This window comes from Pseudomonas sp. EA_15y_Pfl1_P101, from assembly GCF_963970835.1.
GTDB classification, from domain to species: domain Bacteria; phylum Pseudomonadota; class Gammaproteobacteria; order Pseudomonadales; family Pseudomonadaceae; genus Aquipseudomonas; species Aquipseudomonas tritici.
On the sequence record NZ_CAXAPA010000002.1, the window covers coordinates 192,403 to 214,993 of the forward strand.

The 22,591-nt window shown below is 59.6% G+C and carries 22 protein-coding genes and 1 riboswitch; of the genes, 11 read left to right on the plus strand and 11 right to left on the minus strand.

Features of this window, described 5'->3' with window-relative positions:
- Window positions 1–221: 221 nt before the first annotated feature.
- Window positions 222–887: a polysaccharide lyase family 7 protein gene (locus tag AACY36_RS03205; protein ID WP_339415311.1), complete on the plus strand. Its 666-nt coding sequence runs from the start codon at window positions 222–224 to the stop codon at window positions 885–887.
- 100 nt (window positions 888–987) lie between these two features.
- Window positions 988–1,278: a fructose-bisphosphate aldolase gene (locus tag AACY36_RS03210; RefSeq protein WP_339415458.1), complete on the plus strand. Its 291-nt coding sequence runs from the start codon at window positions 988–990 to the stop codon at window positions 1,276–1,278.
- A gap of 56 nt (window positions 1,279–1,334) precedes the next feature.
- Here AACY36_RS03210 and fba read toward each other — a convergent pair whose 3' ends face one another.
- The 6 genes from fba to tkt form a co-directional block, all read right to left on the minus strand.
- A complete protein-coding gene (gene fba / locus AACY36_RS03215; protein WP_076953202.1) occupies window positions 1,335–2,399 on the minus strand; it encodes a class II fructose-bisphosphate aldolase in 1,065 nt (354 codons plus the stop codon).
- Window positions 2,400–2,650: 251 nt separating this feature from the next.
- On the minus strand, window positions 2,651–2,983 hold the full coding sequence (locus AACY36_RS03220; protein WP_339415310.1) for an MliC family protein: 333 nt from the start codon (window positions 2,981–2,983) through the stop codon (window positions 2,651–2,653).
- Window positions 2,984–3,010: 27 nt separating this feature from the next.
- Window positions 3,011–3,238: a hypothetical protein gene (locus AACY36_RS03225; protein WP_339415309.1), complete on the minus strand. Its 228-nt coding sequence runs from the start codon at window positions 3,236–3,238 to the stop codon at window positions 3,011–3,013.
- Between the two features lie 29 nt (window positions 3,239–3,267).
- Complete coding sequence (locus tag AACY36_RS03230; RefSeq protein WP_339496743.1) at window positions 3,268–4,431, minus strand: phosphoglycerate kinase; 1,164 nt, start codon at window positions 4,429–4,431, stop codon at window positions 3,268–3,270.
- A 17-nt stretch (window positions 4,432–4,448) separates the two neighbouring features.
- Window positions 4,449–5,504 carry an erythrose-4-phosphate dehydrogenase gene (epd, locus tag AACY36_RS03235; protein WP_339415307.1) on the minus strand — a complete coding sequence of 352 codons (1,056 nt, stop codon included), beginning with the start codon at window positions 5,502–5,504 and terminating at the stop codon, window positions 4,449–4,451.
- 140 nt (window positions 5,505–5,644) lie between these two features.
- Window positions 5,645–7,642 (minus strand): transketolase, encoded by a 1,998-nt coding sequence (gene tkt, locus AACY36_RS03240; protein WP_339415306.1) that lies wholly within the window; start codon window positions 7,640–7,642, stop codon window positions 5,645–5,647.
- Window positions 7,643–7,901: 259 nt separating this feature from the next.
- Here tkt and AACY36_RS03245 point away from each other — a divergent pair, with 259 nt between their 5' ends.
- The 5 genes from AACY36_RS03245 to AACY36_RS03265 all read left to right on the plus strand — a co-directional run bounded on the left by AACY36_RS03245 (window position 7,902) and on the right by AACY36_RS03265 (window position 12,874).
- Complete coding sequence (locus tag AACY36_RS03245) at window positions 7,902–8,897, plus strand: ArsR/SmtB family transcription factor (RefSeq protein WP_339415305.1); 996 nt, start codon at window positions 7,902–7,904, stop codon at window positions 8,895–8,897.
- Between the two features lie 18 nt (window positions 8,898–8,915).
- Window positions 8,916–10,106 carry a methionine adenosyltransferase gene (metK, locus tag AACY36_RS03250; protein ID WP_049711157.1) on the plus strand — a complete coding sequence of 397 codons (1,191 nt, stop codon included), beginning with the start codon at window positions 8,916–8,918 and terminating at the stop codon, window positions 10,104–10,106.
- 222 nt (window positions 10,107–10,328) lie between these two features.
- On the plus strand, window positions 10,329–10,679 hold the full coding sequence (locus tag AACY36_RS03255; protein WP_049711156.1) for a DUF1090 family protein: 351 nt from the start codon (window positions 10,329–10,331) through the stop codon (window positions 10,677–10,679).
- 95 nt (window positions 10,680–10,774) lie between these two features.
- Complete coding sequence (ligB, locus tag AACY36_RS03260) at window positions 10,775–12,439, plus strand: NAD-dependent DNA ligase LigB (RefSeq protein WP_339415304.1); 1,665 nt, start codon at window positions 10,775–10,777, stop codon at window positions 12,437–12,439.
- Between the two features lie 39 nt (window positions 12,440–12,478).
- Window positions 12,479–12,874 carry a DUF1090 domain-containing protein gene (locus AACY36_RS03265; RefSeq protein ID WP_339415303.1) on the plus strand — a complete coding sequence of 132 codons (396 nt, stop codon included), beginning with the start codon at window positions 12,479–12,481 and terminating at the stop codon, window positions 12,872–12,874.
- A 6-nt stretch (window positions 12,875–12,880) separates the two neighbouring features.
- Here the strand turns inward: AACY36_RS03265 and AACY36_RS03270 are convergent, their stop codons facing one another.
- Window positions 12,881–13,330, minus strand: a complete 450-nt coding sequence (locus AACY36_RS03270) for a c-type cytochrome (RefSeq protein ID WP_339436137.1) — start codon at window positions 13,328–13,330, stop codon at window positions 12,881–12,883.
- Between the two features lie 129 nt (window positions 13,331–13,459).
- On the opposite strand from AACY36_RS03270, the gene mltA reads away from it, so the two are divergent.
- Window positions 13,460–14,644 (plus strand): murein transglycosylase A, encoded by a 1,185-nt coding sequence (gene mltA / locus AACY36_RS03275; RefSeq protein ID WP_339415301.1) that lies wholly within the window; start codon window positions 13,460–13,462, stop codon window positions 14,642–14,644.
- 60 nt (window positions 14,645–14,704) lie between these two features.
- On the opposite strand, the gene AACY36_RS03280 is transcribed toward mltA, so the two are convergent.
- The 4 genes from AACY36_RS03280 to AACY36_RS03295 form a co-directional block, all read right to left on the minus strand.
- Window positions 14,705–15,091, minus strand: coding sequence for an MAPEG family protein (locus AACY36_RS03280; protein WP_339415300.1), 387 nt, complete (start codon window positions 15,089–15,091; stop codon window positions 14,705–14,707).
- A 131-nt stretch (window positions 15,092–15,222) separates the two neighbouring features.
- Window positions 15,223–16,110 carry a formate/nitrite transporter family protein gene (locus AACY36_RS03285; protein WP_339415299.1) on the minus strand — a complete coding sequence of 296 codons (888 nt, stop codon included), beginning with the start codon at window positions 16,108–16,110 and terminating at the stop codon, window positions 15,223–15,225.
- Between the two features lie 71 nt (window positions 16,111–16,181).
- The gene (locus AACY36_RS03290; RefSeq protein WP_339415298.1) at window positions 16,182–18,113 is read right to left on the minus strand and encodes a patatin-like phospholipase family protein; all 1,932 of its coding nucleotides are present in this window, start codon (window positions 18,111–18,113) and stop codon (window positions 16,182–16,184) included.
- 99 nt (window positions 18,114–18,212) lie between these two features.
- Window positions 18,213–18,617, minus strand: coding sequence for an acyl-CoA thioesterase (locus tag AACY36_RS03295; RefSeq protein WP_339415297.1), 405 nt, complete (start codon window positions 18,615–18,617; stop codon window positions 18,213–18,215).
- Window positions 18,618–18,822: 205 nt separating this feature from the next.
- Window positions 18,823–18,929: riboswitch (S-adenosyl-L-homocysteine riboswitch) on the plus strand.
- Between the two features lie 21 nt (window positions 18,930–18,950).
- Here AACY36_RS03295 and ahcY point away from each other — a divergent pair.
- From ahcY to AACY36_RS03310, 3 genes are all read left to right on the plus strand, one after another.
- Entirely contained in the window at window positions 18,951–20,360 is a 1,410-nt protein-coding gene (gene ahcY / locus AACY36_RS03300) for an adenosylhomocysteinase (RefSeq protein WP_339415296.1), read from the plus strand.
- Between the two features lie 169 nt (window positions 20,361–20,529).
- Window positions 20,530–21,375: a methylenetetrahydrofolate reductase [NAD(P)H] gene (metF, locus tag AACY36_RS03305; protein WP_339415295.1), complete on the plus strand. Its 846-nt coding sequence runs from the start codon at window positions 20,530–20,532 to the stop codon at window positions 21,373–21,375.
- A gap of 82 nt (window positions 21,376–21,457) precedes the next feature.
- Window positions 21,458–22,540, plus strand: a complete 1,083-nt coding sequence (locus tag AACY36_RS03310) for a hypothetical protein (RefSeq protein ID WP_339415294.1) — start codon at window positions 21,458–21,460, stop codon at window positions 22,538–22,540.
- The last annotated feature ends 51 nt before the right edge of the window (window positions 22,541–22,591 follow it).

A 22,591-nucleotide genomic window follows, 5' to 3' on the forward strand; every position in this document is an offset into this window, starting at 1 on the left:
AAATCAGAAGTAACAGCAGTGCCATCATTGCGCCAATTTTCAGGAAGCCGACTAACGGTCAGTGTCTGGAGCCCGCGGGTCATGGGAGACATGGCTTTTTGACGCTTGGTTGACGCCAATAAATCGCCAAAAATATTTAACAAGACGGTTAACACCACCTATAAAGAACTTGTCTGGCCCAAGGGCCATAGCCTACACCTCTCTGTAAAAAGGCCTACGCCATGATTGACCTTTCCACCTGGAACCTCAGCATTCCTGTCGGCTCCCCGCCTGCCACCATCGAAACCTCCAAACTGATGAGCGGATTCAAGGACCAATATTTCCAGGCCGAAGGCAGCAGCGTGCAATTCTGGACACCCGTGACCGGTACCCGCACCGAAAACGCCGTTTACCCGCGCAGCGAATTGCGCGAAACCTACGCCGACGGGCGCCTGCGCAACTGGACCTATCCGGATGCGGACAACTTTCTGCGCGCCACCCTGGCCGTCAATCAGGTACCGTCCACCGGCAAGATAGTGATCGGGCAGATCCATGCCTATGACAGCCAGAAACCGCTGATCAAGCTGGAGTACCAATTCAAGGAAAAAACCCAGACCGGCAACATCGTCGCCAAGGTGCGCATGCGCCCGGATGACGGTGAAAGTCGGGTGATTACCGTCGCGTCGAATGTGCCGCTGGAGAAGAGCTTTACCTATGTGATCAACCTCAACAAAGCCGGGCTGCTAAGTGTGTATGCGGCGGATGGAGAGTGGAATGAACGCATTGGTGCGGCGTGGGGGTCAAAGCCGTTGTACTTCAAGGCTGGGGCGTACGTGCAGGACAACAGTGGGAATACCAAGGAAGGCGCGCGGGTGACGTTTGCTAAATTGGATATTGATCACGAGTAAGCATCGACTCCTGTCTTGTAGGCCTAGTCCTAACGAGCCCACAGATCATTCGCACTCTTGAATACGCCAACGATTCGTGTGGGAGCCGGGCTTGCCCGCGATGACGGTGTATCAGCCGGCATCCTCAGAGACTGACACGCCGCCATCGCGGGCAGCCTTGCTCTTAATCGACAGCGACGCCCCGTTGCGGGACCGCCATTCCTGCTTGCGAGAATGTCTCAACGCCGTCCTCGAACACCTCAACCTGATGGCCTGCTCCAGCCTGCAGGACGTTGGCAAACGCGACCTGAACAACGTAGCCAATACGGCGCGCATTCTGGTGCAGGACGTGAGTGATGTATTCCGGGTGATCGAGCACCGAAGCTTCGATACAGCTGACGCCGCTTTATAAAGTCCATCCGAAAAAAAGCCCGCATCGCTGCGGGCTTCTTTTTAAATGCCTAAGGCTTAATTCACCTTAGCGTTCAACTCACCTTTCAAATACCGCTGATACATCGCCTCCAACGAAACCGGCTTGATCTTCGAAGCATTACCCGCCGTACCAAACGCTTCATAACGCGCGATACACACATCACGCATGGCGGTCACGGTGGCGCCGAAGAATTTACGTGGGTCGAACTCGCTCGGGTTGGTCGCCATCAAACGACGCATTGCGCCGGTGGAGGCCAGGCGCAGGTCGGTGTCGATGTTGACCTTGCGCACGCCGTACTTGATGCCTTCGACGATCTCTTCAACCGGCACGCCGTAGGTTTCTTTAATGTCGCCGCCGTACTGGTTGATGATCGCCAGCCACTCTTGCGGGACCGAGGACGAACCGTGCATCACCAGGTGGGTGTTGGGGATGCGTTTGTGGATTTCTTTGATGCGGTCGATGGCCAGTACGTCGCCGGTCGGTGGCTTGGTGAACTTGTAGGCGCCGTGGCTGGTGCCGATGGCGATGGCCAGGGCGTCAACTTGGGTCTTCTTCACGAAGTCGGCGGCTTCTTCAGGGTCGGTCAGCATTTGGCTATGATCCAGCACGCCTTCAGCGCCGATGCCGTCTTCTTCGCCGGCCATGCCGGTTTCCAGGGAACCCAGGCAACCCAGTTCGCCTTCAACCGACACGCCGCAGGCGTGGGCCATGGCCACGGTTTGTTGGGTCACGCGTACGTTGTAGTCGTAGTCGGTTGGGGTCTTGCCGTCTTCGCCGAGGGAGCCGTCCATCATCACCGAGCTGAAGCCCAGTTGGATCGAGCGCTGGCACACGTCAGGGCTGGTGCCGTGGTCCTGGTGCATGCACACCGGGATGTGCGGGAATTCTTCGATCGCGGCGAGGATCAGGTGACGCAGGAACGGTGCACCGGCGTATTTGCGCGCACCGGCGGAAGCCTGGACGATAACGGGGGAGTCGGTCTTGTCAGCGGCTTCCATGATGGCGCGCATCTGCTCAAGGTTGTTGACGTTAAAGGCTGGGACGCCGTAGCCGAACTCGGCTGCGTGGTCCAGCATTTGACGCATGCTGATAAGTGCCATTGTGTTGTCTCTCCCGGTCGAGGGTCGTTAATCGTGCAAGCCTGCCGTAGCGGCGGCTGCTATTCAAGTTATTGCCGGTCAGGTTTTGTAGGCCTGGCCTGCTGAATCGTTATTGCAGTGTCAGGTTCGCAACTTATGTCACTTTGGAACCGGATTTACTGTGGGAGCGGGCTTGCTCGCGAAAGCGGTGTGTCAGCTAACACATGCATTACAGACCCACCGGCTCCCACATTTGATTTTCATTGATCTCACTATTGGGCCTTGCAGCCGCGCCCAATCAAATCATCCGTGGCGACCCAGTAAACCAGGCCTTCCTCACCTTTTGTGTGAAACGCCAATTGGTCGTTGGCATACAGCACGCCCGAGGCGGCCACGTCCTGTTTGAGGCGGTAGATCTGGGCGGAACCGCCAAGGCGAACATCCACCTCGGATTTAGCCGGGTTGGCAAAGCGCCAGTTGACCTCGGCCTTGCTGTCGCAGGTCCAGGTGGTCCACTTATCGGCAGTTTCTGCCTTGTTAAACATGTCCATGCTACTGCAGCCGGCCAACAAGGCCAGGGCTGCCAGGGCGAAAGCGCTTTTCATTGCCAATCCTCAAGTTGATCAGACCCGTCAAGGGCAACCCTGTTCCTGACCGTTGGGCGCGGAGTCGTATTGCTCCAGCCGCTCGTTGCCAATTCGCTTGTTAATCACCGGCATGGTCTCGGCTTGCCAGTCAGCCTGGTAGCAGCTTTTTTTCGGCTGCGCTCCAGGCTTTCCAGGCTCAGGCGCCGTGCTTGGCGTGCTACCGCAGCCGACCAGCAGGCCCGCTGCGATCACCAACGCCAATGACTTGATCATGGGAATACTCCTTTTCCGGATCACGCGCCTTAACCTTTGGCTCGGGTTTCCAACACTTCAACGGCAGGCAGCACTTTGCCTTCGACGAATTCAAGGAATGCGCCGCCACCGGTAGAAATGTAGGAGATCTGATCAGCAACGCCATATTTATCGATGGCGGCCAGGGTGTCGCCGCCGCCAGCGATGGAAAATGCCGAGCTTTCGGCGATGGCCTTGGCCAGCACTTGGGTGCCGTTGCCGAACTGGTCGAATTCGAACACGCCAACCGGACCGTTCCACAGGATGGTCTGCGAAGCCTTCAGCAACTCAGCGAAATTGGCTGCAGTTTGCGGGCCGATGTCCAGGATCATATCGTCGTCGGCTACATCGGCGATGAGCTTGACGGTGGCTTCGGCGCTTTCAGCAAACTCCTTGGCAACCACCACGTCGACCGGCAATGGCACGCTGACTTTGGCGGCAATGGCGCGGGCGGTGTCGAGCAGGTCCGGCTCGTACAGGGACTTGCCCACCGGGTGACCGGCAGCGGCCAGGAAGGTGTTGGCAATACCGCCGCCGACGATCAACTGGTTGCAGATGGCGCTGAGGCTGTTGAGCACGCCCAGTTTGGTGGACACCTTGGAGCCCGCCACGATGGCGGCCATCGGTTGCGCCGGAGCCCCCAGCGCCTTGCCCAGTGCATCCAGTTCGGCAGCCAGCAACGGGCCAGCAGCGGCGACCTTGGCGAACTTGGCCACGCCGTGGGTCGAGCCTTCAGCGCGGTGGGCAGTGCCGAACGCGTCCATCACGAACACGTCGCACAGCGCAGCGTATTGCTGGGCCAGTTCGTCGCTGTTCTTTTTCTCGCCTTTGTTGAAGCGCACGTTTTCGAACAGTACGATGTCGCCGGCTTTAACGTCGATGCCACCCAGGTAGTCAGCCACCAGCGGTACGTCGCGGCCCAGGGCCTTGCTCAGGTAATCGGCGACAGGCTTGAGGCTGTTTTCGGCGGAGAACTCACCTTCGGTCGGGCGACCCAGGTGGGAGCAGACCATCACGGCCGCGCCTTTTTCCAGGGCCAGCTTGATGGTCGGCAGCGAGGCCAGGATTCGCGCATCGCTGGTGACAACACCGTCCTTGACTGGGACGTTGAGGTCTTCGCGAATCAGTACGCGCTTACCTTGCAGATCGAGGTCGGTCATCTTCAACACGGTCATGGGTCGCAGTTCCTGAATTACTGTTGAGGTTGTTTGGAAGCTATTTGCAGATAGTGCTCTGCAACGTCGAGCATTCGGTTGGCAAAACCCCATTCGTTGTCGAACCAGGCCAGGATGTTTACCAGCCTGGGGCCGGAAACGCGGGTCTGGCTGGCATCGACAATCGCCGAATGCGGGTCATGATTGAAATCACAACTGGCGTGGGGCAACTCGGTGTAGGCCAACAAACCTTTGAGCGGACCGCTGGTGGCGGCGTCGCGCAGGATTCGGTTGACCTGCGTCGCATCGGTGTCGCTGACGGTCTGCATCGTGATATCCAGACAGGACACGTTCACCGTCGGCACCCGTACGGCTTTGGCCTGGATTCGCCCGGCAAGTTCCGGTAGCAGTCGCTCGATTCCGCGCGCCAGGCCTGTAGACACCGGAATCACTGATTGAAACGCCGAACGCGTGCGGCGCAAGTCTTCGTGATGATAGGCGTCGATCACAGGCTGGTCGTTCATCGCCGAGTGAATCGTGGTGATCGACACGTAATCCAGGCCAATCGCCTGATCCAGCAGGCGCAACAGCGGCACGCTGCAGTTGGTGGTGCAGGAGGCGTTGGACACCAGCAACTCGGCGCCGGTCAGGCAATCCTGGTTGATGCCGTAGACGATGGTGGCATCCACGTCCGCCTCACTGGCCATCGGCTGGGAAAACAGTACACGCGGTGCGCCGGCGTCGATAAAACGCTGGCCGTCGGCGCGGGTGTGATAGACACCGGAGCATTCCAGCACCAGGTCGACGCCCAGCGCTTTCCAGTCGATACCTTCGGGGGTGGCACTGCGCAAGACTTGCACGCAGCTACCATTAATATGCAGACAGTCGCCCTCAACCCGCACTTCGCCGGGGAACCGGCCGTGGGTGGAGTCAAAGCGTGTCAGGTATTCGATGCTGGCCATGTCGGCCAGATCATTGATCGCGACAATTTCAAACCCGGCTGCCGCCCCTCGCTCGAACAGCGCACGCAAGACGCAACGACCAATGCGGCCGTAGCCGTTGAGTGCAACTTTGTAGGGACGCGGTTGGGGCATGGGGTTCTCGATTACCGTGGGTAATGGGGTGAATGTGCCGCCGCCTTCGCGAGCAAGCCCGCTCCCACATTAGATTGCACTCCAATGTGGGAGCGGGCTTGCTCGCGAAGAGGTCAGTACAGCCACCTCAATCTACAGCCTTAGTCTTCCAGCAGCTCTTCAGCCTGACCCAGGATGTTTTCCAGGGTAAAGCCAAACTCTTCGAACAATGCTGGCGCCGGCGCCGACTCACCGTAGGTGGTCATGCCGATCACGCGGCCTTCCAGGCCCACGTATTTGTACCAGTAGTCGGCGTGCGCCGCTTCGATAGCGATACGCGCGCTGACCTGCAACGGCAATACCGACTGCTTGTAGCCCGCGTCCTGGGCTTCGAACACGCTGGTGCACGGCATGGACACGACGCGTACGTTGCGGCCTTGCTCGGTCAGCTTGTCGTAGGCCTGAACGGTCAGGCCCACTTCGGAACCAGTGGAGATCAGGATCAGCTCCGGCTCGCCAATGCAGTCCTTGAGCACGTAGCCACCACGGCTGATGTCGGCGATCTGCGCGTCGGTACGCACTTGGTGCTGCAGGTTCTGACGCGAGAAGATCAGCGCCGAAGGGCCGTCCTTACGCTCGATCGCGTGCTTCCAGGCCACGGCGGATTCGACGGCGTCGGCTGGGCGCCAGCAATCCAGGTTCGGCGTGGTGCGCAGGCTGGTCAGTTGCTCGACCGGCTGGTGCGTCGGGCCGTCTTCGCCCAGGCCGATGGAGTCATGGGTGTACACATGGATCACACGCTTCTTCATCAGCGCTGCCATACGTACGGCGTTGCGCGCGTACTCCATGAACATCAGGAAGGTCGCGCCGTAAGGCACCAGGCCGCCGTGCAGGGACACGCCGTTCATGATGGCGCTCATGCCGAACTCGCGCACGCCGTAGTACATGTAGTTGCCGCTGGCGTCTTCAGCCGAGACACCTTTGCAGCCTTTCCACAGGGTCAGGTTGGAACCGGCCAGGTCAGCCGAACCGCCGAGGAACTCAGGCAGCAGCGGGCCAAAGGCGTTGAGGGTGTTCTGGCTGGCTTTACGGCTGGCGATGGTCTCGCCCTTGGCCGCAACTTCGGCGATGTAGGCCGAGGCTTTTCCCGAGAAGTCGGCAGGCAGGTCGCCAGCGAGGCGACGAACCAGCTCATTGGCCAGCTCTGGGAATTCGGCAGAGTAGGCAGCGAAACGCTGGTCCCATTCGGCTTCGGCGGCCAGGCCTTTTTCCTTGGCATCCCATTCGGCGTAAATGTCGGCCGGGATGTCGAACGGGCCGTGGTTCCACTTCAGCGCCTCACGGGTCAGGGCGATTTCCGCGTCACCCAGTGGGGCGCCGTGGCAGTCTTCTTTACCTTGCTTGTTCGGCGAACCGAAGCCGATGGTGGTCTTGCAGCAGATCAGGGTCGGCTGCGCGCTCTTGCGAGCGGTGTCGATGGCAGTCTTGATCTCTTCCGGATCGTGGCCGTCGACATTCCGGATCACCTGCCAGTTGTAGGCTTCGAAACGCTTAGGGGTGTCATCGGTGAACCAGCCTTCGACTTCGCCGTCGATGGAGATACCGTTGTCATCGTAGAAAGCGATCAGCTTGCCCAGGCCCAGGGTACCGGCCAGGGAAGCGACTTCGTGGGAAATGCCTTCCATCATGCAGCCATCACCCAGGAACACGTAGGTGTGGTGATCAACGATGTCGTGACCAGGGCGGTTGAATTGCGCGCCCAGGACTTTTTCAGCCAGTGCGAAACCTACGGCATTGGCCAGGCCTTGGCCCAGGGGACCGGTGGTGGTTTCGACGCCTGGGGTGTAGCCGAACTCCGGGTGGCCCGGGGTGCGGCTGTGCAACTGGCGGAAGCTTTTCAGATCGTCGATGGTGACGTCGTAGCCGGTCAGGTGCAGCAGCGAGTAGATCAGCATCGAGCCATGGCCGTTGGACAGCACGAAGCGGTCACGGTCGGCGAACGACGGGTTGCTCGGGTTGTGTTTCAGGTAATCACGCCAAAGTACCTCGGCGATATCCGCCATGCCCATCGGGGCACCGGGATGGCCGCTGTTGGCTTTTTGCACGGCATCCATGCTGAGGGCACGAATGGCGTTGGCACGCTCACGACGGCTGGGCATCGCTGATCTCCTGAGGTTTGAATATAAAGAAACGGAAAAAAGGACCGGCATTTTCCCTCAGCCACCGCTTGCGGGCAATGACAGATAGTCACTTGGGCGGTTTTTCCTGTGCTTTGGACGCCAATCCCCTGCATAAACCTTTAACCGGTTCGTCTAAAGGTTATAGCGGCTGCTTGTAACCACCACTTATCGACCAATATCAAAACTTTTTGATATTGGCCTTGCGGGGTTTTCCAGCCATCACTAGACTGCTGGCCTTATGAATCTACCGATGCCCTCACTGCGCCCCGACGACGGCGATGAACTGGCAGCCTTGTGCAAGGCCGCCGGCGATCCTCTGCGTTTGAATGTATTGCGCGCGCTGACCAACGATTCCTTTGGCGTACTGGAACTGGCGCAGATCTTCGCCATTGGCCAGTCCGGCATGAGTCACCACTTGAAGGTATTGGCCCAAGCCGACCTGGTAGCCACCCGCCGCGAAGGCAATGCGATTTTCTACCGCCGCGCCCTGCCCCACACCGAACTGCTCGGTGGCAAGCTGCACGCCGCCCTGCTTGAAGAAGTGGACAGCCTGGAGCTGCCGGGGGATGTGCAGTCCCGCATCGGCCAGGTCCACGGGCAGCGGGCTGCCGCGAGCCAGGATTTTTTCGCACGGGTTGCCGACAAGTTTCGCGCCCAGCAAGACCTGATTGCCGGCCTTGCCCAATACCGCGACAGCGTACTGGCGCTGCTCGACAAGCTGAGCTTCAGTGATGAGGCCACAGCACTAGAAGTCGGCCCAGGCGATGGCGGTTTCCTGCCGGAACTGGCGCGGCGTTTTCACCAGGTCACGGCGCTGGACAACAGCCCGGCGATGCTCGAACTGGCGCGCCAGCTCTGCGAGCGCGAGGCACTGGGCAATGTCCGCCTGCAACTGGCTGATGCATTGAATAGCACAGCGATTAAAGCCGACTGCGTGGTGTTGAACATGGTCTTGCACCATTTCGCCGCCCCCGCCGACGCGCTCAAACAAATGGCCGGGTTGCTGCACCCCGGCGGTAGCCTATTGGTTACGGATTTATGCAGCCACAACCAGAATTGGGCCAGGGAGGCCTGCGGTGATCTCTGGTTGGGTTTTGAACAGGACGATCTGGCCCGTTGGGCCACCGCTGCGGGACTCGTTCCCGGGGAAAGCCTCTATGTAGGTTTACGTAATGGTTTCCAGATCCAGGTCCGCCATTTTCAGCGGCCGGCTGGCGACACTCACCATCGGTAAAATCAGGAAAACATCGAGATGAGCGAATACTCCCTTTTCACCTCCGAGTCCGTGTCTGAAGGGCATCCGGACAAAATCGCCGACCAGATTTCTGACGCGGTGCTGGACGCCATCATTGCTGAAGACAAGTTCGCCCGTGTGGCGTGCGAGACTCTGGTGAAAACCGGTGTAGCGATCATCGCTGGCGAAGTGACCACCACTGCCTGGGTTGACCTTGAGCAGATCGTTCGTGACGTGATCACCGACATCGGCTACAACAGCTCCGACGTCGGCTTCGACGGCGCGACGTGCGGCGTGATGAACATCATCGGTAAGCAGTCCCCGGACATCAACCAGGGTGTCGACCGTGCCAAGCCGGAAGACCAGGGCGCCGGCGACCAGGGCCTGATGTTCGGTTACGCCAGCAACGAAACCGACGTGCTGATGCCAGCACCGATCACCTTCTCGCACCAACTGGTGCAGCGCCAGGCCGAAGCGCGTAAATCCGGCCTGCTGCCTTGGTTGCGTCCGGATGCCAAGTCCCAGGTGACCTGCCGTTATGAGGGCGGCAAAGTCGTCGGTATCGACGCTGTGGTTCTGTCGACCCAGCACAACCCGGACGTGTCCTATGCTGACCTGCGCGAAGGCGTGATGGAGCTGATCGTCAAGCACGTGCTGCCTGCCGAACTGCTCAGCAAAGACACCCAGTTCCACATCAACCCGACTGGCCAGTTCATCATCGGTGGCCCGGTAGGCGACTGCGGCTTGACCGGTCGCAAGATCATCGTCGACAGCTACGGCGGCATGGCCCGTCACGGCGGTGGCGCGTTCTCGGGCAAAGACCCTTCCAAGGTTGACCGTTCGGCGGCCTACGCCGGTCGTTACGTGGCCAAGAACATCGTCGCTGCCGGCCTGGCCGAGCGTTGCGAGATCCAGGTTTCCTACGCTATCGGCGTGGCCCAGCCTACGTCGATCTCGCTGAATACCTTCGGCACCGGCAAGATCGGCGATGACAAGATCGTGAAACTGGTGCGTGAGATCTTCGACCTGCGCCCTTACGCGATCACCACCATGCTCGACCTGCTGCACCCGATGTACCAGGAAACCGCAGCCTACGGCCACTTCGGTCGTACCCCTGCGCAGAAGACTGTCGGCGACGACACCTTCACCACCTTCACCTGGGAAAAAACCGACCGCGCCAACGACCTGCGGACTGCCGCCGGCCTGTAATCGCTGCCGGTACACAAAAGCCCTGCCGGGTTTGCCCGGCGGGGCTTTTTATTGCGCGGCAACTCGCGCGATGACTTTCACATTTTTTGGATCCAAATCTTGAAGGCACAATGATGGCGCTCTAGAATCCGCGCCCTCTCGGGCCCTCTACCTTATTTGGATATTGCCCTGCGCCAGCCCGGGATAGACACGTGCGCAGGCAATCGAACATTGAGGTTTTTCATGCGCATCTCCACGCTCGCCCCTGCCGCTCTTCTGCTCAGCCTGTTCGCCCTGCCAGTAAACGCCGCCGACCTGAGCGCACTGAGTGGCGCCCTGGGCTCCCAACTGGGTGGCGGCAATTCCGGCGACTGCCAGAAGCAATCTGCAGACCTGCAAACCAAGATCGATGCCGCCGAAGCCCAAAAGGACAAGATGAAAGTGAAGGCTTTCAAAGCCGCGCAGGACCAGATCAACAAAGGTTGCAACAAACTCTCTGAAGCCCAAGCCAAAGCCGACGCCAAGCAGCAAAACCAAGAGGCCAAGGCCGATAAGCCCGACGCAGTGAAAGCCCTGGGCGGGCTGTTCAAGTAAATAGAAACACCCAGTAAAAAGCCTCGCACTGCCGGGGCTTTTTTGTGCCCGCGCGGATCATTTAGGCTGGGCACCCTTTCCGAGCAAGGATGCTCATGATGCGTTCATTATTTGCCCTTTTACTCAGCGCACTACCCTTCTGGGTGTGGGCCGAAGGCTGCCCGGACGAAGCCCGCTCGCAGGTCGACACCTTGGCCGAACAGATCCGCCAGTGGGATGACAGCTACCACCGGCTTGGCCAATCCCCGGTCTTTGATGAACTTTACGACCAGGCGCGCCAGCGATTGGCTCACTGGCGTCGGTGCTTTCCCGAGCCCACTGCGACGCCCGACAACCCTCTCGCGAGTTCACGCGGCACCCTGCCTCACCCCGTTGCCCATACCGGTCTGGAGAAACTGCTGGATGAACAGGCCGTCGGTCGCTGGCTGGGTAAGCGCGAGGATGTATGGATTCAACCCAAGGTAGACGGTGTTGCAGTGACTGTGGTGTATCGCCAGGGGCGCCTGAGTCAAGTCATCAGCCGAGGCGATGGCGTCAAGGGCCACGACTGGTCTGCCTCCGCGCGCAAAATCCCCAGCATTGTCCAGCAATTGCCAGAGCCCATCGACGTGGTGCTGCAAGGCGAACTTTATTGGCACCTCGACGACCATGTGCAATCGGCAAGCGGAGGGCTTAATGCCCGCAGCAAGGTGGCCGGGCTGATGAACCGCAAACGATTAAGCGACACCGACGCCGCCGGCATTGGTCTGTTCGTCTGGGCCTGGCCTGAGGGGCCGGCAGGGTTCAGCGAGCGCCTGGCCACGCTGGCAAGCTGGGGTTTCACCGATAGCCGGCGCTACAGCCAGCCCATCCGCGACACCAACGAAGCCACGCACTGGCGCGCCTATTGGTACAACCACCCTCTGCCGTTCGCCAGCGATGGGGTGGTGTTGCACCAGGCGCAGCGCGCACCCGCCGATCGCTGGCAGGCCAGCGCGCCCTACTGGGCGGTTGCCTGGAAGTACCCGGCGGCCAAGGCCTTGGCGCTGGTGCGTAACGTGCAATTCAAGATCGGCCGCACCGGGCGCGTGACCCCCATGCTGGCGTTGGAACCGGTGCGATTGGATGACCGGCAGATCAGCCGGGTAAGCGTGGGCTCATTGAAGCGTTGGCAAGCGCTGGATATCCGCCCCGGTGACCAGGTTTCGATCAGCCTGGCGGGCCAAGTCATTCCTCGGTTGGATGAGGTCATTCTGCGCAACACCACAAGGGCGGAGCTGCCAGTGCCCAACCCAGGAAAATTCCACGCGTTGAGCTGCTGGCAACTGGACCCCGGTTGTGAAGAACAATTGCTGGCACGCCTTACCTGGCTGAGCGGCAACGAGGGCCTCGCTTTGCCACACATCGGCCGCGAGACCTGGAACGTATTAATCCAGGCCGGTCTAATCGCAGGCTTTCTCGATTGGTTGACCCTGGATGCGGCAGAGCTTGCTAACATTGATGGCTTCGGTGATCGCAGCCGTGCGCGAGTGCTCAAAAGCCTTCACAGCGCGCGGCAACGGCCCTTCGCACAATGGCTCAAAGCCTTGGGTGTACCGCCTGCGGCACGTAACAACCTGGAAGGCGACTGGCAGACGCTGGTCGCCAGAGATACCCAAGCCTGGCTGGCCATCGACGGCATCGGCCCGGGCCGCGCAGCGCAATTGAGCGCCTTTTTCCGCGACCCGCAAGTACAGGCCTTGGCAGACACATTACGCGCGGCCGGCATCGACGGGTTTTAGACCCCAGCCGGCCACCAGATTGCGACCTTGGAGTCCCACATGAAATTTCTAGCACCGCTTGCCCTGTTGACCGTCGCAAGCTTCATGACCACTCCGCTACTGGCTGCGGAGGAAGCACCGCAGCTCACCGGCTGCGCCGCCAAGCGCCAAGCCATCAGCACCCAGATCGAACAGGCCAAGGCCCACGGCAACAGTGCGCAACAAGCCGGCCTGGAAAAAGCCCTGAGCGAAGTGACCGCCAACTGCACCGACGCATCCCTGAAAAAGGAGCGGGAAAACAAGGTGCTCGACGCCAAGCATGAGGTCAGCCGCCGTCAGGCCGATCTGGACAAGGCCATGAGAAAAGGCGACGCGGACAAGATCAACAAACGTAAGGACAAGCTCGCCGAATCCCGCAAGGAACTGCAGGATGCCGTGGAGGAGCTAGACCAGTAAAACCGATCAGTGGTCCCGGAACTGTTTATGGCAGGCGCTGCAGGCATCTTCAACTTTTTGCACAGCAGGCCCCAGGTTGCTCGCCTTGTAAGGCTGCACTTGGCTGGCGGTCACCAATTCACCGGTGGCCGCCTCAAGGCCGCGGGCCAATTGCTGGAATTGCGCCTGTTTCTGCCAGACATCGTCCTTGGCGCTGGTGTGATCTTCTTCGCGCACGCTCGGGAAATGCTTCCACGGCTCATGGGACAATGCATCCAGCTTGACCGCACCTTCGGCAAACTTAGCGCCGTCGAACGGGATGCGCCCACGCAACATGCCGCCCAGGTCTTCGCCGGTCTTGAGCATCTGCTTGAAGATCGCCTTGCGCTGGCCCAGCGGCGAATTCGGATCAACGCCGCCACAGGCGGACAGTGTCAGGCAGGCCAGCAGTACAACGGTCAGTCTTTTAAAATTCATGGTGGCTTCGAGGTCGCGGGAAACGGCGGCCAGTATCCTCGCCCCGCCCGCAAAGACCAATAGCCCTATTATTAATAAGGGTTGCCCAAAAGCGCTGCGACGCGGGCAATCGCTTCAGGAATTGTTTGTATGAATGTCAGCTTGAAACCCTGGAGCCGCCGCCTGGCGTGGGCTCTACCGATGATCGCGCTGCTGGCCGGCTGCGACGCGGGCAAAGAAACAGCCAAGGATGAAACTTCCAAGCCTCACGCCGTCGCCACCTATGTCAGTGCGCCGTGGGAAGCCTTGCCGACAGTATCCGACAGCGACCTGCTGGCCGGTTTTGAATCCTGGCGCAGCGCCTGCCAACGCCTCAAGGCAGACCCGGTATGGGGCGCGACCTGTGCGGCAGCCGCCACGGTCCCGAGCAACGCAGTGGCAGTGCGCGGGTTTCTAAAAGAGCGCCTGGATGTGTTCGGCCTGCGCTCGGCCGACAACACCCCGAACGGTTTGATCACTGGCTACTACGAACCGGTCTACCCCGGCAGCCTGACCAAGACCGCCAAAGCCAACGTGCCGGTGTACGGCGTGCCGGACGACCTGATCATCGTCAACCTGGAAAGCATCTACCCCGAGCTCAAGGGCAAGCGCCTGCGCGGTCGTCTGGAAGGTCGCGTACTCAAGCCCTATGACGATGCCAGCGCCATCAACGGCCAGGGTTCAACCGCCAAACCGATTGCCTGGCTGACAGACCCGATGGACCTGCAATTCCTGCAAATCCAGGGCTCGGGCCGGATTCAACTGGCGGGCGGACGCCAACTTCGTGTCGGTTATGGCGACCAGAATGGCTACCCTTACCGCCCGATCGGTCGCTGGCTGGTGGAGCAAGGCGAGTTGAAGAAAGAAGACGTGACCATGGGTGCCATCAGCGCCTGGGCCAAGGCGCATCCGCAGCGTATTCCGGAACTGCTGGCGAGTAACCCGAGCTATGTGTTCTTCAGCGCCCGCCCCGATAGCAATGAAGGCCCGCGCGGCTCCTTGAACGTGCCGTTGACCCCTGGCTACAGCGTAGCAGTGGATCGCAAGGTGATTCCGTTGGGCACTCTGTTGTGGCTGTCGACCACCAAGCCGGATGGCTCGCCGATCACGAGACCCGTGGCCGCACAGGACACCGGCGGTGCAATCACCGGTGAAGTGCGCGCGGACCTGTTCTGGGGCACCGGCGATGCAGCCGGTGAACTGGCGGGCAATATGAAACAGCAAGGCCAGATCTGGATGCTGTGGCCCAAGGGCGCAGCGTTGCCGCAAGTGCCGGATGCACCTGTCGGAAGCTGACAGACACTGAAGATGTGGGAGCGGATTTGCTCGCTCCCACAGGAGGATTCGCGTCAAACGTTAGATCGAGATAAAGAAGAAGCTCGCAATCAACGCCATGCCCACCGCCCACACCACCGAGCGCAGCATTGCCCAGTCCGCCAGGTAGCAAATGATGTACAACAAGCGGCTGGTGATAAACAGCACGGCCAGCACGTTAATGGTCACCAATTCAGCCGTGCCGGCCAGGTGCGCGACAATGACCGCCGCCGCAAATGCCGGGGTGACTTCAAAGCTGTTGAGTTGTGCACTGTGGGCTCGCTTGGCAACCCCCTCGAGCGTCTCGAGGAATGCACGCGGGTCGTGATTGTGGCGCGGCCGAAACTTTCCGCCGCTGAACTTGGCCACGCCGGTACACAGGTAAGGCAGAAAAATTGCGATCAACACACACCAGAAAGCGACCGTCATGACTCATTCCTTTTTTAGTTTTAAACAGCGATTAGAGTTTTAGCACTAAAAACATCTGGCCGCACCCTACCGCTATGAACCGTAGCGCCTGGAAAGGTTCTACGTGACGAGCCCCAGGCTACGCCTGACGCTCACTGATCCTTGTTGATCTGCTGCGGATGCCTCGGGTCCGCAGCTTTCTTGCCCGCCAGGCTGCCTTCGCTGCGAATCTGCGCGTGACTGATCAGCGCAAAGATAAAGCTGCCACCAATGATGTTGCCGGCCAGGGTCGGCCCGGCAAACACCAACCAGAAATCCTTCCACGGCAACTCGCCTGCAAATACCAGATACGAGACCTCTGCCGAACCCACGACGATGTGAGTGAAGTCCCCCAGCGCCATGAGATAGGTGATCAGGATAATGATGAACATCTTGGCGCTTTCCATGGAGGGGATCATCCAGACCATGGTGGCGATCATCCAGCCGGAGATGATGCCCTTGGCAAACATCTGGCCGGCATCGTTTTCCATGACCTTGCGCCCAATGTCGAGGAAGGCCATGTCGGTCTTGGTGTCAAAGATCGGCAGGTGCAACATCACGTAAGCCACCAGCAAAGTGCCACACAGGTTGCCCACCAGCACCACGGTCCATAGCCTTAACAGGCGCCCCGCGTTGCCGAGGGTGGGCTTGCTCATCACGGGCAGCACAGCGGTCAGCGTGTTTTCGGTGAACAGTTGCTGGCGCGCCAAAATGACCGCCAGGAAGCCCGCGCAGTAGCCGAAGCTGGCAATAACCTTGAATCCTTCGCCGTCCGGCAGGCGCGAATTGAGTAGCCCCATCGCCATCAATGAAAGGCCCATTGTCAGGCCAGCCGCCAACGCCGACCACCACAACGCAGCCACATTGCGCTCCAGCTCCTGGTCGCCCTGAGTGCGGATGATTTCATGCAGCACCGCCGCACGGGGCGGTTGGTTTTTGTCGACGTCCTGTTGCTCTTCCTGCGACAGATTAGGGGTTTTGCCTGATTCGTCAGTGGCCATGATTATCCAGAGTCCAAGGGGTGCTTGTAGCTACGACACGCCGCCACAGTGGCTGTTCAATGGCCAAGCAACTAAACCTGCACACGCCAGGCCTTTGCCATCTCCACAGTGGTCGAGCCGGACGCCTTGTCCCAGGGTTTGTTACGCGCTTTGTAGCTGCCACTGAGGGTATCGAGCACCCGGTTGAATTCGGCGGGCGTGTTCGCCCACGCTATGTCTTGAGCTGCGCGGTGCAACAGTTCCACGTTGGACTCGGGTTGGCCCAGCCGAAACAACGAGGGATAAATGACTTCCCGTGTGAAGTTCTCAGCCTTCATCGCTATGTCACGCAGTTTCATCTCGGCGACAGCGCCGCCGATGACGTTGGACATCGGCACTGCATCGCTTGCGATCTGTCTGGCCGCCACTTGCAGCAACTGCTGGAAATTGCGCTGGCCTGTAACATTGAGGCGCCGCGCCAACCAATCGATCTGCTCAGGCCTTTTGGCGAGCGCATTCAGATTACGCAATGCCGTTGATATTTTCGGCGTGAACACCAACGCGGCCTGTGACTGATTGGCCTCGCCAATCGCGTCATCCAGGGTTTTCAACACCTGCTGCGCGCTCTTTCGAAACATGAGGACATCAGCAGCGGCCGGGTCCTTGTGCAGCGTCGGTTGCACACTGGCGAGCATTTCATCATCCATGGCCAGCACTGCCTCATCCAGCGAATGGAACGCGTGATGCTCAAGTGCCGTGGTGCGACGCTCCAAATGTGCCTCCACCGCTTGACGCGCCTTTGCCTGCAGGTGTTGCTTCTGCTCATGCAGCATAGTGAAGTTGACTGTGCCCGTGAGCAGGCCACGAAAGTCACCTTTTTCGGTCTTGAGGGGCAATGTCACAATCTGATCGGCAAACGCTTCGAGCTTTTTATCTTGAAAGGCGCCAGCGGCCGAATGCGCAACGCCTGTAATGCGGTCGGCCACACGGCTGAAAAAACGCCTACTGCGCACTGGCGCATCAGTGATGCCAGCCTCGAACTTGACGATCAACGATTCAGATTTGTTCAAGGGGCTGTCAGGAAATAACCTTTCCACCACGCCTGGCGCCGGGGTATTGAGCAGCAAGCCGCCGTCTTTGAACGCGGTGGTTTCAGCTGACGCCTGGAAACCATGACCTTGCTCCACCGGCTTTTTGAACACCATCGGCAGCGCACCCGAAATATGCGCCGCCCTGGCAATGTCCATCTGCGGGGTCAGACTGGCATTGAACACCACCAACTGCGGGCGGCCGGCAAACATGCCGGTGCTCGTGATATTGAGTTGCTTGATCGCAGGAATATGCCGGCTCAACACCTCGAGATCACCAAACGTGGGGCCGCCACCGGCACTCAGTTTGTCAGCAATGTCGATGACTTCGGCGGGTCGGGTTTCCCCAGGGGTTTGCGCGATGTGGCCAAGAATCGACTGGCGCGACTCGTTGCGGATCAAATCTTCCAGGGGCAAGGCTTCAGTCTGCAAGCGCGGCAGCAAGGTCATCAACAACTGAGAAACCGCGCCGACGGAGCCGGGCAAGCGGCCAGTGAGTTTGCCAAGTGCCGTACTGGCCTCTTGCATCCAGGCCGTCACGGCATCGCTGCTGTTCAACAGGCTTGGCAAATTGATGCTGTCCGACAACCTGTCGAACGCCGCAGCCCTCATTCCGCTGGCAATCAGCGCCGCTGAAATCGCACCAGCAGATGAGCCGGAGGTCGATTGGATACCTTGCAGCTGTCCGGCGCCCTCAAGTGCCTGCACCACCCCCGAAAAAGCGATGCCCTTGGCCCCACCACCACTGAGCACCAAGCTCGTGACGGGCGGTGCCGATAAAATCACCTCCACCCGTCCCTGGTTATCACGCAGGAGCGTCAGGTTGCGCTTGCCAACCCCCTCCACCAGAGGCGTCTTCTCAGCTTGATGGGCCGGGAAATGACCCTTCTCACTCAATGAGGGATGAATCTGCGCAATCGAATTAAACACTTTCATCCACGGGCTCTCTCTACAGGGTGTGGTCCTGAGTGATGAGCGCGCCGCGCAACGATCCATGCGGAATGATTTGGTAAAGCAAATCAAACCGCGGCGTGGTTACTCGGGAAGGCCGTCGTCCTGAAACTGATCCTTCACGTACTTGATCTCGGTGCGGCCGTGAGGTGCAGGCTGCCCATCTTCACCGAGGTTGACGAAGACCATTTTCTCGACCGTCAGAATGCTTTTGCGGGAGATCTTGTTGCGCACTTCACAGGTCAGGGTGATGGAGGTGCGGCCGAACTCGGTGGCGGTGATGCCCAGTTCGATGATGTCGCCCTGGCGCGAGGCACTCACGAAGTTGATTTCGGAGATGTACTTGGTCACTACGCGCTGATTGCCCAATTGCACAATGGCGTAGATCGCCGCTTCTTCGTCGATCCAGCGCAGCAAGCTGCCGCCGAACAGGGTGCCGTTGGGGTTGAGGTCTTCGGGTTTTACCCATTTGCGGGTATGAAAGTTCATGGGGGGGGCTCCGACGTTGAGGGGGTTGGACGATTGGGTTATGGCCCCCAGCTTCGAGTTTTAAGCTGCAAGCTGCAAGTTAAAAGCCAATTCGCTTTTACTTGCCGCTTGTAGCTTGTCGCTTGTAGCTGCCCCTTGCCACTCACCAGACAAAGAAAGCTATAATCGTCCTGATTTCGAACGGCCACCACCGTTCTCCCGCCACCTGTCCGAGGGGCGCTGCAGCAGGTTCAACCTGTCAGGCTCGGATGGGGCGTTGTCCGGCCTGGTTTATTCGGCCTGATACTAAACGCACAACGGCGCCCATTCGCACACTACGAATGGAGGCTCTTCATGAGCGCTGTCAACACGCCTGCAGATTTCACCGACTACAAAGTCGCCGACATGTCCCTCGCCGCCTGGGGCCGTCGCGAAACCTTTATCGCCGAATCCGAAATGCCTGCCCTGATGGGCCTGCGTCGCAAGTACGCTGCTGAGCAGCCACTCAAAGGCGCCAAGATCCTCGGCTGCATCCACATGACCATTCAGACTGCCGTGCTGATCGAAACCCTGGTTGCCCTGGGTGCGGAAGTGCGTTGGTCGTCCTGCAACATTTTCTCGACTCAAGACCAGGCCGCTGCCGCTATCGCTGCTGCCGGTATCGCGGTTTACGCCTGGAAAGGCGAGACCGAAGAAGAGTACGAGTGGTGCCTGGAGCAAACCATCCTGAAAGATGGCGCGCCTTGGGATGCCAACATGATCCTCGACGACGGCGGCGACCTGACCGAGCTGCTGCACAAGAAGTACCCGCAGATCCTCGACCGCGTCCACGGCGTAACCGAAGAAACCACCACCGGCGTACACCGTCTGCTGGACATGCTGGCCAAGGGCGAGCTGAAAATCCCGGCCATCAACGTCAACGACTCGGTGACCAAGAGCAAGAACGACAACAAGTACGGCTGCCGTCACAGCCTGAACGATGCCATCAAGCGCGGCACTGACCACCTGCTGTCGGGTAAGCAAGCCCTGGTGATCGGCTACGGTGACGTGGGCAAGGGCTCGTCCCAGTCCCTGCGCCAGGAAGGCATGATCGTTAAAGTCTCCGAAGTTGACCCGATCTGCGCCATGCAAGCCTGCATGGACGGCTTCGAAGTGGTTTCGCCGTTCATCGATGGCGTCAATGACGGCACCGAAGCAAGCATCGACAACGCCCTGCTGGGCAAGATCGACCTGATCGTGACCACCACCGGCAACGTGAATGTTTGCGACGCAAACATGCTCAAAGCCCTTAAGAAGCGCGCCGTTGTCTGCAACATCGGTCACTTCGACAACGAGATCGACACTGCTTTCATGCGCAAGAACTGGGCATGGGAAGAAGTGAAGCCGCAGGTGCACAAGGTTCACCGTACCGGCGCTGGTGATTTCAACCCGCAGAACGATGACTACCTGATCCTGCTGGCCGAAGGCCGTCTGGTTAACCTGGGTAACGCCACCGGCCACCCAAGCCGCATCATGGACGGCTCGTTCGCCAACCAGGTCCTGGCGCAGATCTTCCTGTTCGGCCAGAAGTACGCCGACCTGTCGCCAGCCCAGAAAGCCGAGCGCCTGACCGTGGAAGTACTGCCGAAGAAACTCGACGAAGAAGTGGCCCTGGAAATGGTCCGCGGCTTCGGCGGCGTCGTGACTCAACTGACCAAGACCCAGGCCGATTACATCGGCGTGACCGTTGAAGGTCCGTTCAAGCCGCACGCTTATAGGTACTGACAGCAGCGGCAAGCTTTCAGCTACAAGCGGCAAGTAAAAGCGTTTGTGTGAAGGCTTGCTACTTCCTTGCTCTTTAAGCAGTTGTGGGCTGTGAGCTTCATGCTACAAGAACAGGCGCGCCGCCCTCTTGCAGCTTGAAGCTTGCAACTTGCAGCTGGAGACCTCCTCCATGTCCCAAGACCGTCGCTACAGCTTCGAGTTCTTCCCGACCAAGACCGATGCTGGGCATGAAAAACTGATGGCGACTGCTACGCAGTTGGCCAGCTACAGCCCCGACTTCTTTTCCTGCACCTACGGCGCGGGTGGCTCGACCCGTGATCGCACGATCAACACCGTGTTGCAGCTGGAAAGCCAAGTCAAAGTTCCCGCCGCGCCGCACTTGTCGTGCGTGGGCGACAGCAAGAGCGACCTGCGCGGCCTGCTGACTCAATACAAGGCAGCCGGCATCAAGCGCATCGTTGCCCTGCGCGGCGACCTGCCGTCCGGCATGGGCATGGCCAGCGGTGAGCTGCGCTACGCCAATGACCTGGTGAGCTTCATTCGTGAAGAAACCGGCGATCACTTCCATGTCGAAGTGGCGGCTTACCCGGAGATGCACCCGCAGGCACGCAATTTCGAAGACGATCTGCAAAACTTCGTCCGTAAAGCGAATGCCGGTGCCAATAGCGCAATCACCCAGTACTTCTTCAACGCCGACAGCTACTTCTACTTCGTCGAGCGGGTACAGGCCATGGGTGTGAACATCCCGATTGTACCGGGCATCATGCCGATCACCAACTACAGCAAGCTGGCGCGCTTCTCCGACGCCTGCGGTGCCGAGATTCCGCGCTGGGTGCGCAAACAACTGGAAGCCTATGGCGATGACGTCAAGAGCATCCAGGCGTTCGGCGAAGAGGTCATCACCAATATGTGTGAAGAATTGTTGCAAGGTGGCGCGCCAGGCTTGCACTTCTATACCCTTAACCAGGCTGAGCCGAGCCTTGCGATCTGGAACAACCTCAAGCTGCCGCGCTGAGGTCGTTTGAGTAGCATCCAGGCCCTCGTTCATACGGGGGCCTTTTTTGTTCAAAAATCCTTGGAATGGAAGCCCGCAGTAAATGAATACAGCGTCCTCGACACCTCGCCCGCAGTTGGTTTACCTGGTATTCGGCGCCGAGACCTACCATCAGGAAGCCGTATTCAGCATCGCCAGCGCGCTGTCCCATTTGGGCGGTGCCAAGGACATGCCGCTGGACATCCAGGTGTTCAGCGACAACCCGGCGCCCTACGTGGGGTTGCCGGTGCAGGTCCACGCACTGGACGAAGCCACGCGCAAACAGTGGAGCGAGCCCCACGGCTACCATTTTCGAACCAAACACGTGCTGCTGCGCCACGTGCTTGAAACGGCGGAACAGGCGCTGTTGATCGACACCGACACGTTTTTCCACGACTCGCCCATGGCACTGTTCGAACGCGTCGCCCCCGGCACCTTGTTGTGCAATGCCTTCCAGGCCAAGTACGGCGATAACCGCGAAAGTGTGCTGTACAAGGCCCTGGCCAACTACCTGGCCGACAAAGGCGTGGCCGACGACGATATGTGGCTGCTCAACTCCGGCGTCATGGGCCTGACCCGGCAAGACGCGCCGTTGCTGGATCATTCCATTGAGCTGATGGACGAACTGTTCCCAATGGCCCACGGAGCCTACACTCTGGAAGAGTTCTGCCTGTCGGTTGCCGCCTACCGCAAGGTCAACGTACGCCAGTGCCCGGACCTGATCCACCACTACTGGAGCCGCAAACAGCTGTTCCGCGCCAAGGTCCTGGCGTGGGTCGCCAAGCACGGCGCCGCCCCCACCAGCGCCGTGGCACTGGCCGATACCCGCAAGGTATCCGCCCACCTGCCACGCCCGCCGCGCCTGCAGCGCATGGTGTACAAGCTGATCACCCTGGCCCTGCCCAAGCGCAAGCAGCAATTTATCCGCGAGATTCTCTACGGCTGCTACGAGCACGAAAACGAATTCGACCAGGCATGTGGCACGGTTTGGTGGGACAAGGCCCGGCAGAATCAGGAAGAACGCCAGAAATGCCCGGTCGACGCGCACCAACTGGAGCACTGGTTCGCCAACCCCCTGGTGCGCCTGATACTTGGCGAGCGGCGCGCAGCCATCTACGAACACCTGATGACCTCAGAGGCCAAATAGCATCGTTCGCAGATGTGTGCGCCAGAGCTTCTCTTTAATGCAGGAGCGTCG

Bases quoted from the DNA above. Each gene is read 5' to 3' on its own strand.
- AACY36_RS03205 (WP_339415311.1), top strand. From the start codon at position 222: ATGATTGACCTTTCCACCTGGAACCTCAGCATTCCTGTCGGCTCCCCG.
- AACY36_RS03210 (WP_339415458.1), top strand. From the start codon at position 988: ATGACGGTGTATCAGCCGGCATCCTCAGAGACTGACACGCCGCCATCG.
- fba (WP_076953202.1), bottom strand. From the start codon at position 2,399: ATGGCACTTATCAGCATGCGTCAAATGCTGGACCACGCAGCCGAGTTC.
- AACY36_RS03220 (WP_339415310.1), bottom strand. From the start codon at position 2,983: ATGAAAAGCGCTTTCGCCCTGGCAGCCCTGGCCTTGTTGGCCGGCTGC.
- AACY36_RS03225 (WP_339415309.1), bottom strand. From the start codon at position 3,238: ATGATCAAGTCATTGGCGTTGGTGATCGCAGCGGGCCTGCTGGTCGGC.
- AACY36_RS03230 (WP_339496743.1), bottom strand. From the start codon at position 4,431: ATGACCGTGTTGAAGATGACCGACCTCGATCTGCAAGGTAAGCGCGTA.
- epd (WP_339415307.1), bottom strand. From the start codon at position 5,504: ATGCCCCAACCGCGTCCCTACAAAGTTGCACTCAACGGCTACGGCCGC.
- tkt (WP_339415306.1), bottom strand. From the start codon at position 7,642: ATGCCCAGCCGTCGTGAGCGTGCCAACGCCATTCGTGCCCTCAGCATG.
- AACY36_RS03245 (WP_339415305.1), top strand. From the start codon at position 7,902: ATGAATCTACCGATGCCCTCACTGCGCCCCGACGACGGCGATGAACTG.
- metK (WP_049711157.1), top strand. From the start codon at position 8,916: ATGAGCGAATACTCCCTTTTCACCTCCGAGTCCGTGTCTGAAGGGCAT.
- AACY36_RS03255 (WP_049711156.1), top strand. From the start codon at position 10,329: ATGCGCATCTCCACGCTCGCCCCTGCCGCTCTTCTGCTCAGCCTGTTC.
- ligB (WP_339415304.1), top strand. From the start codon at position 10,775: ATGATGCGTTCATTATTTGCCCTTTTACTCAGCGCACTACCCTTCTGG.
- AACY36_RS03265 (WP_339415303.1), top strand. From the start codon at position 12,479: ATGAAATTTCTAGCACCGCTTGCCCTGTTGACCGTCGCAAGCTTCATG.
- AACY36_RS03270 (WP_339436137.1), bottom strand. From the start codon at position 13,330: ATGAATTTTAAAAGACTGACCGTTGTACTGCTGGCCTGCCTGACACTG.
- mltA (WP_339415301.1), top strand. From the start codon at position 13,460: ATGAATGTCAGCTTGAAACCCTGGAGCCGCCGCCTGGCGTGGGCTCTA.
- AACY36_RS03280 (WP_339415300.1), bottom strand. From the start codon at position 15,091: ATGACGGTCGCTTTCTGGTGTGTGTTGATCGCAATTTTTCTGCCTTAC.
- AACY36_RS03285 (WP_339415299.1), bottom strand. From the start codon at position 16,110: ATGGCCACTGACGAATCAGGCAAAACCCCTAATCTGTCGCAGGAAGAG.
- AACY36_RS03290 (WP_339415298.1), bottom strand. From the start codon at position 18,113: ATGAAAGTGTTTAATTCGATTGCGCAGATTCATCCCTCATTGAGTGAG.
- AACY36_RS03295 (WP_339415297.1), bottom strand. From the start codon at position 18,617: ATGAACTTTCATACCCGCAAATGGGTAAAACCCGAAGACCTCAACCCC.
- ahcY (WP_339415296.1), top strand. From the start codon at position 18,951: ATGAGCGCTGTCAACACGCCTGCAGATTTCACCGACTACAAAGTCGCC.
- metF (WP_339415295.1), top strand. From the start codon at position 20,530: ATGTCCCAAGACCGTCGCTACAGCTTCGAGTTCTTCCCGACCAAGACC.
- AACY36_RS03310 (WP_339415294.1), top strand. From the start codon at position 21,458: ATGAATACAGCGTCCTCGACACCTCGCCCGCAGTTGGTTTACCTGGTA.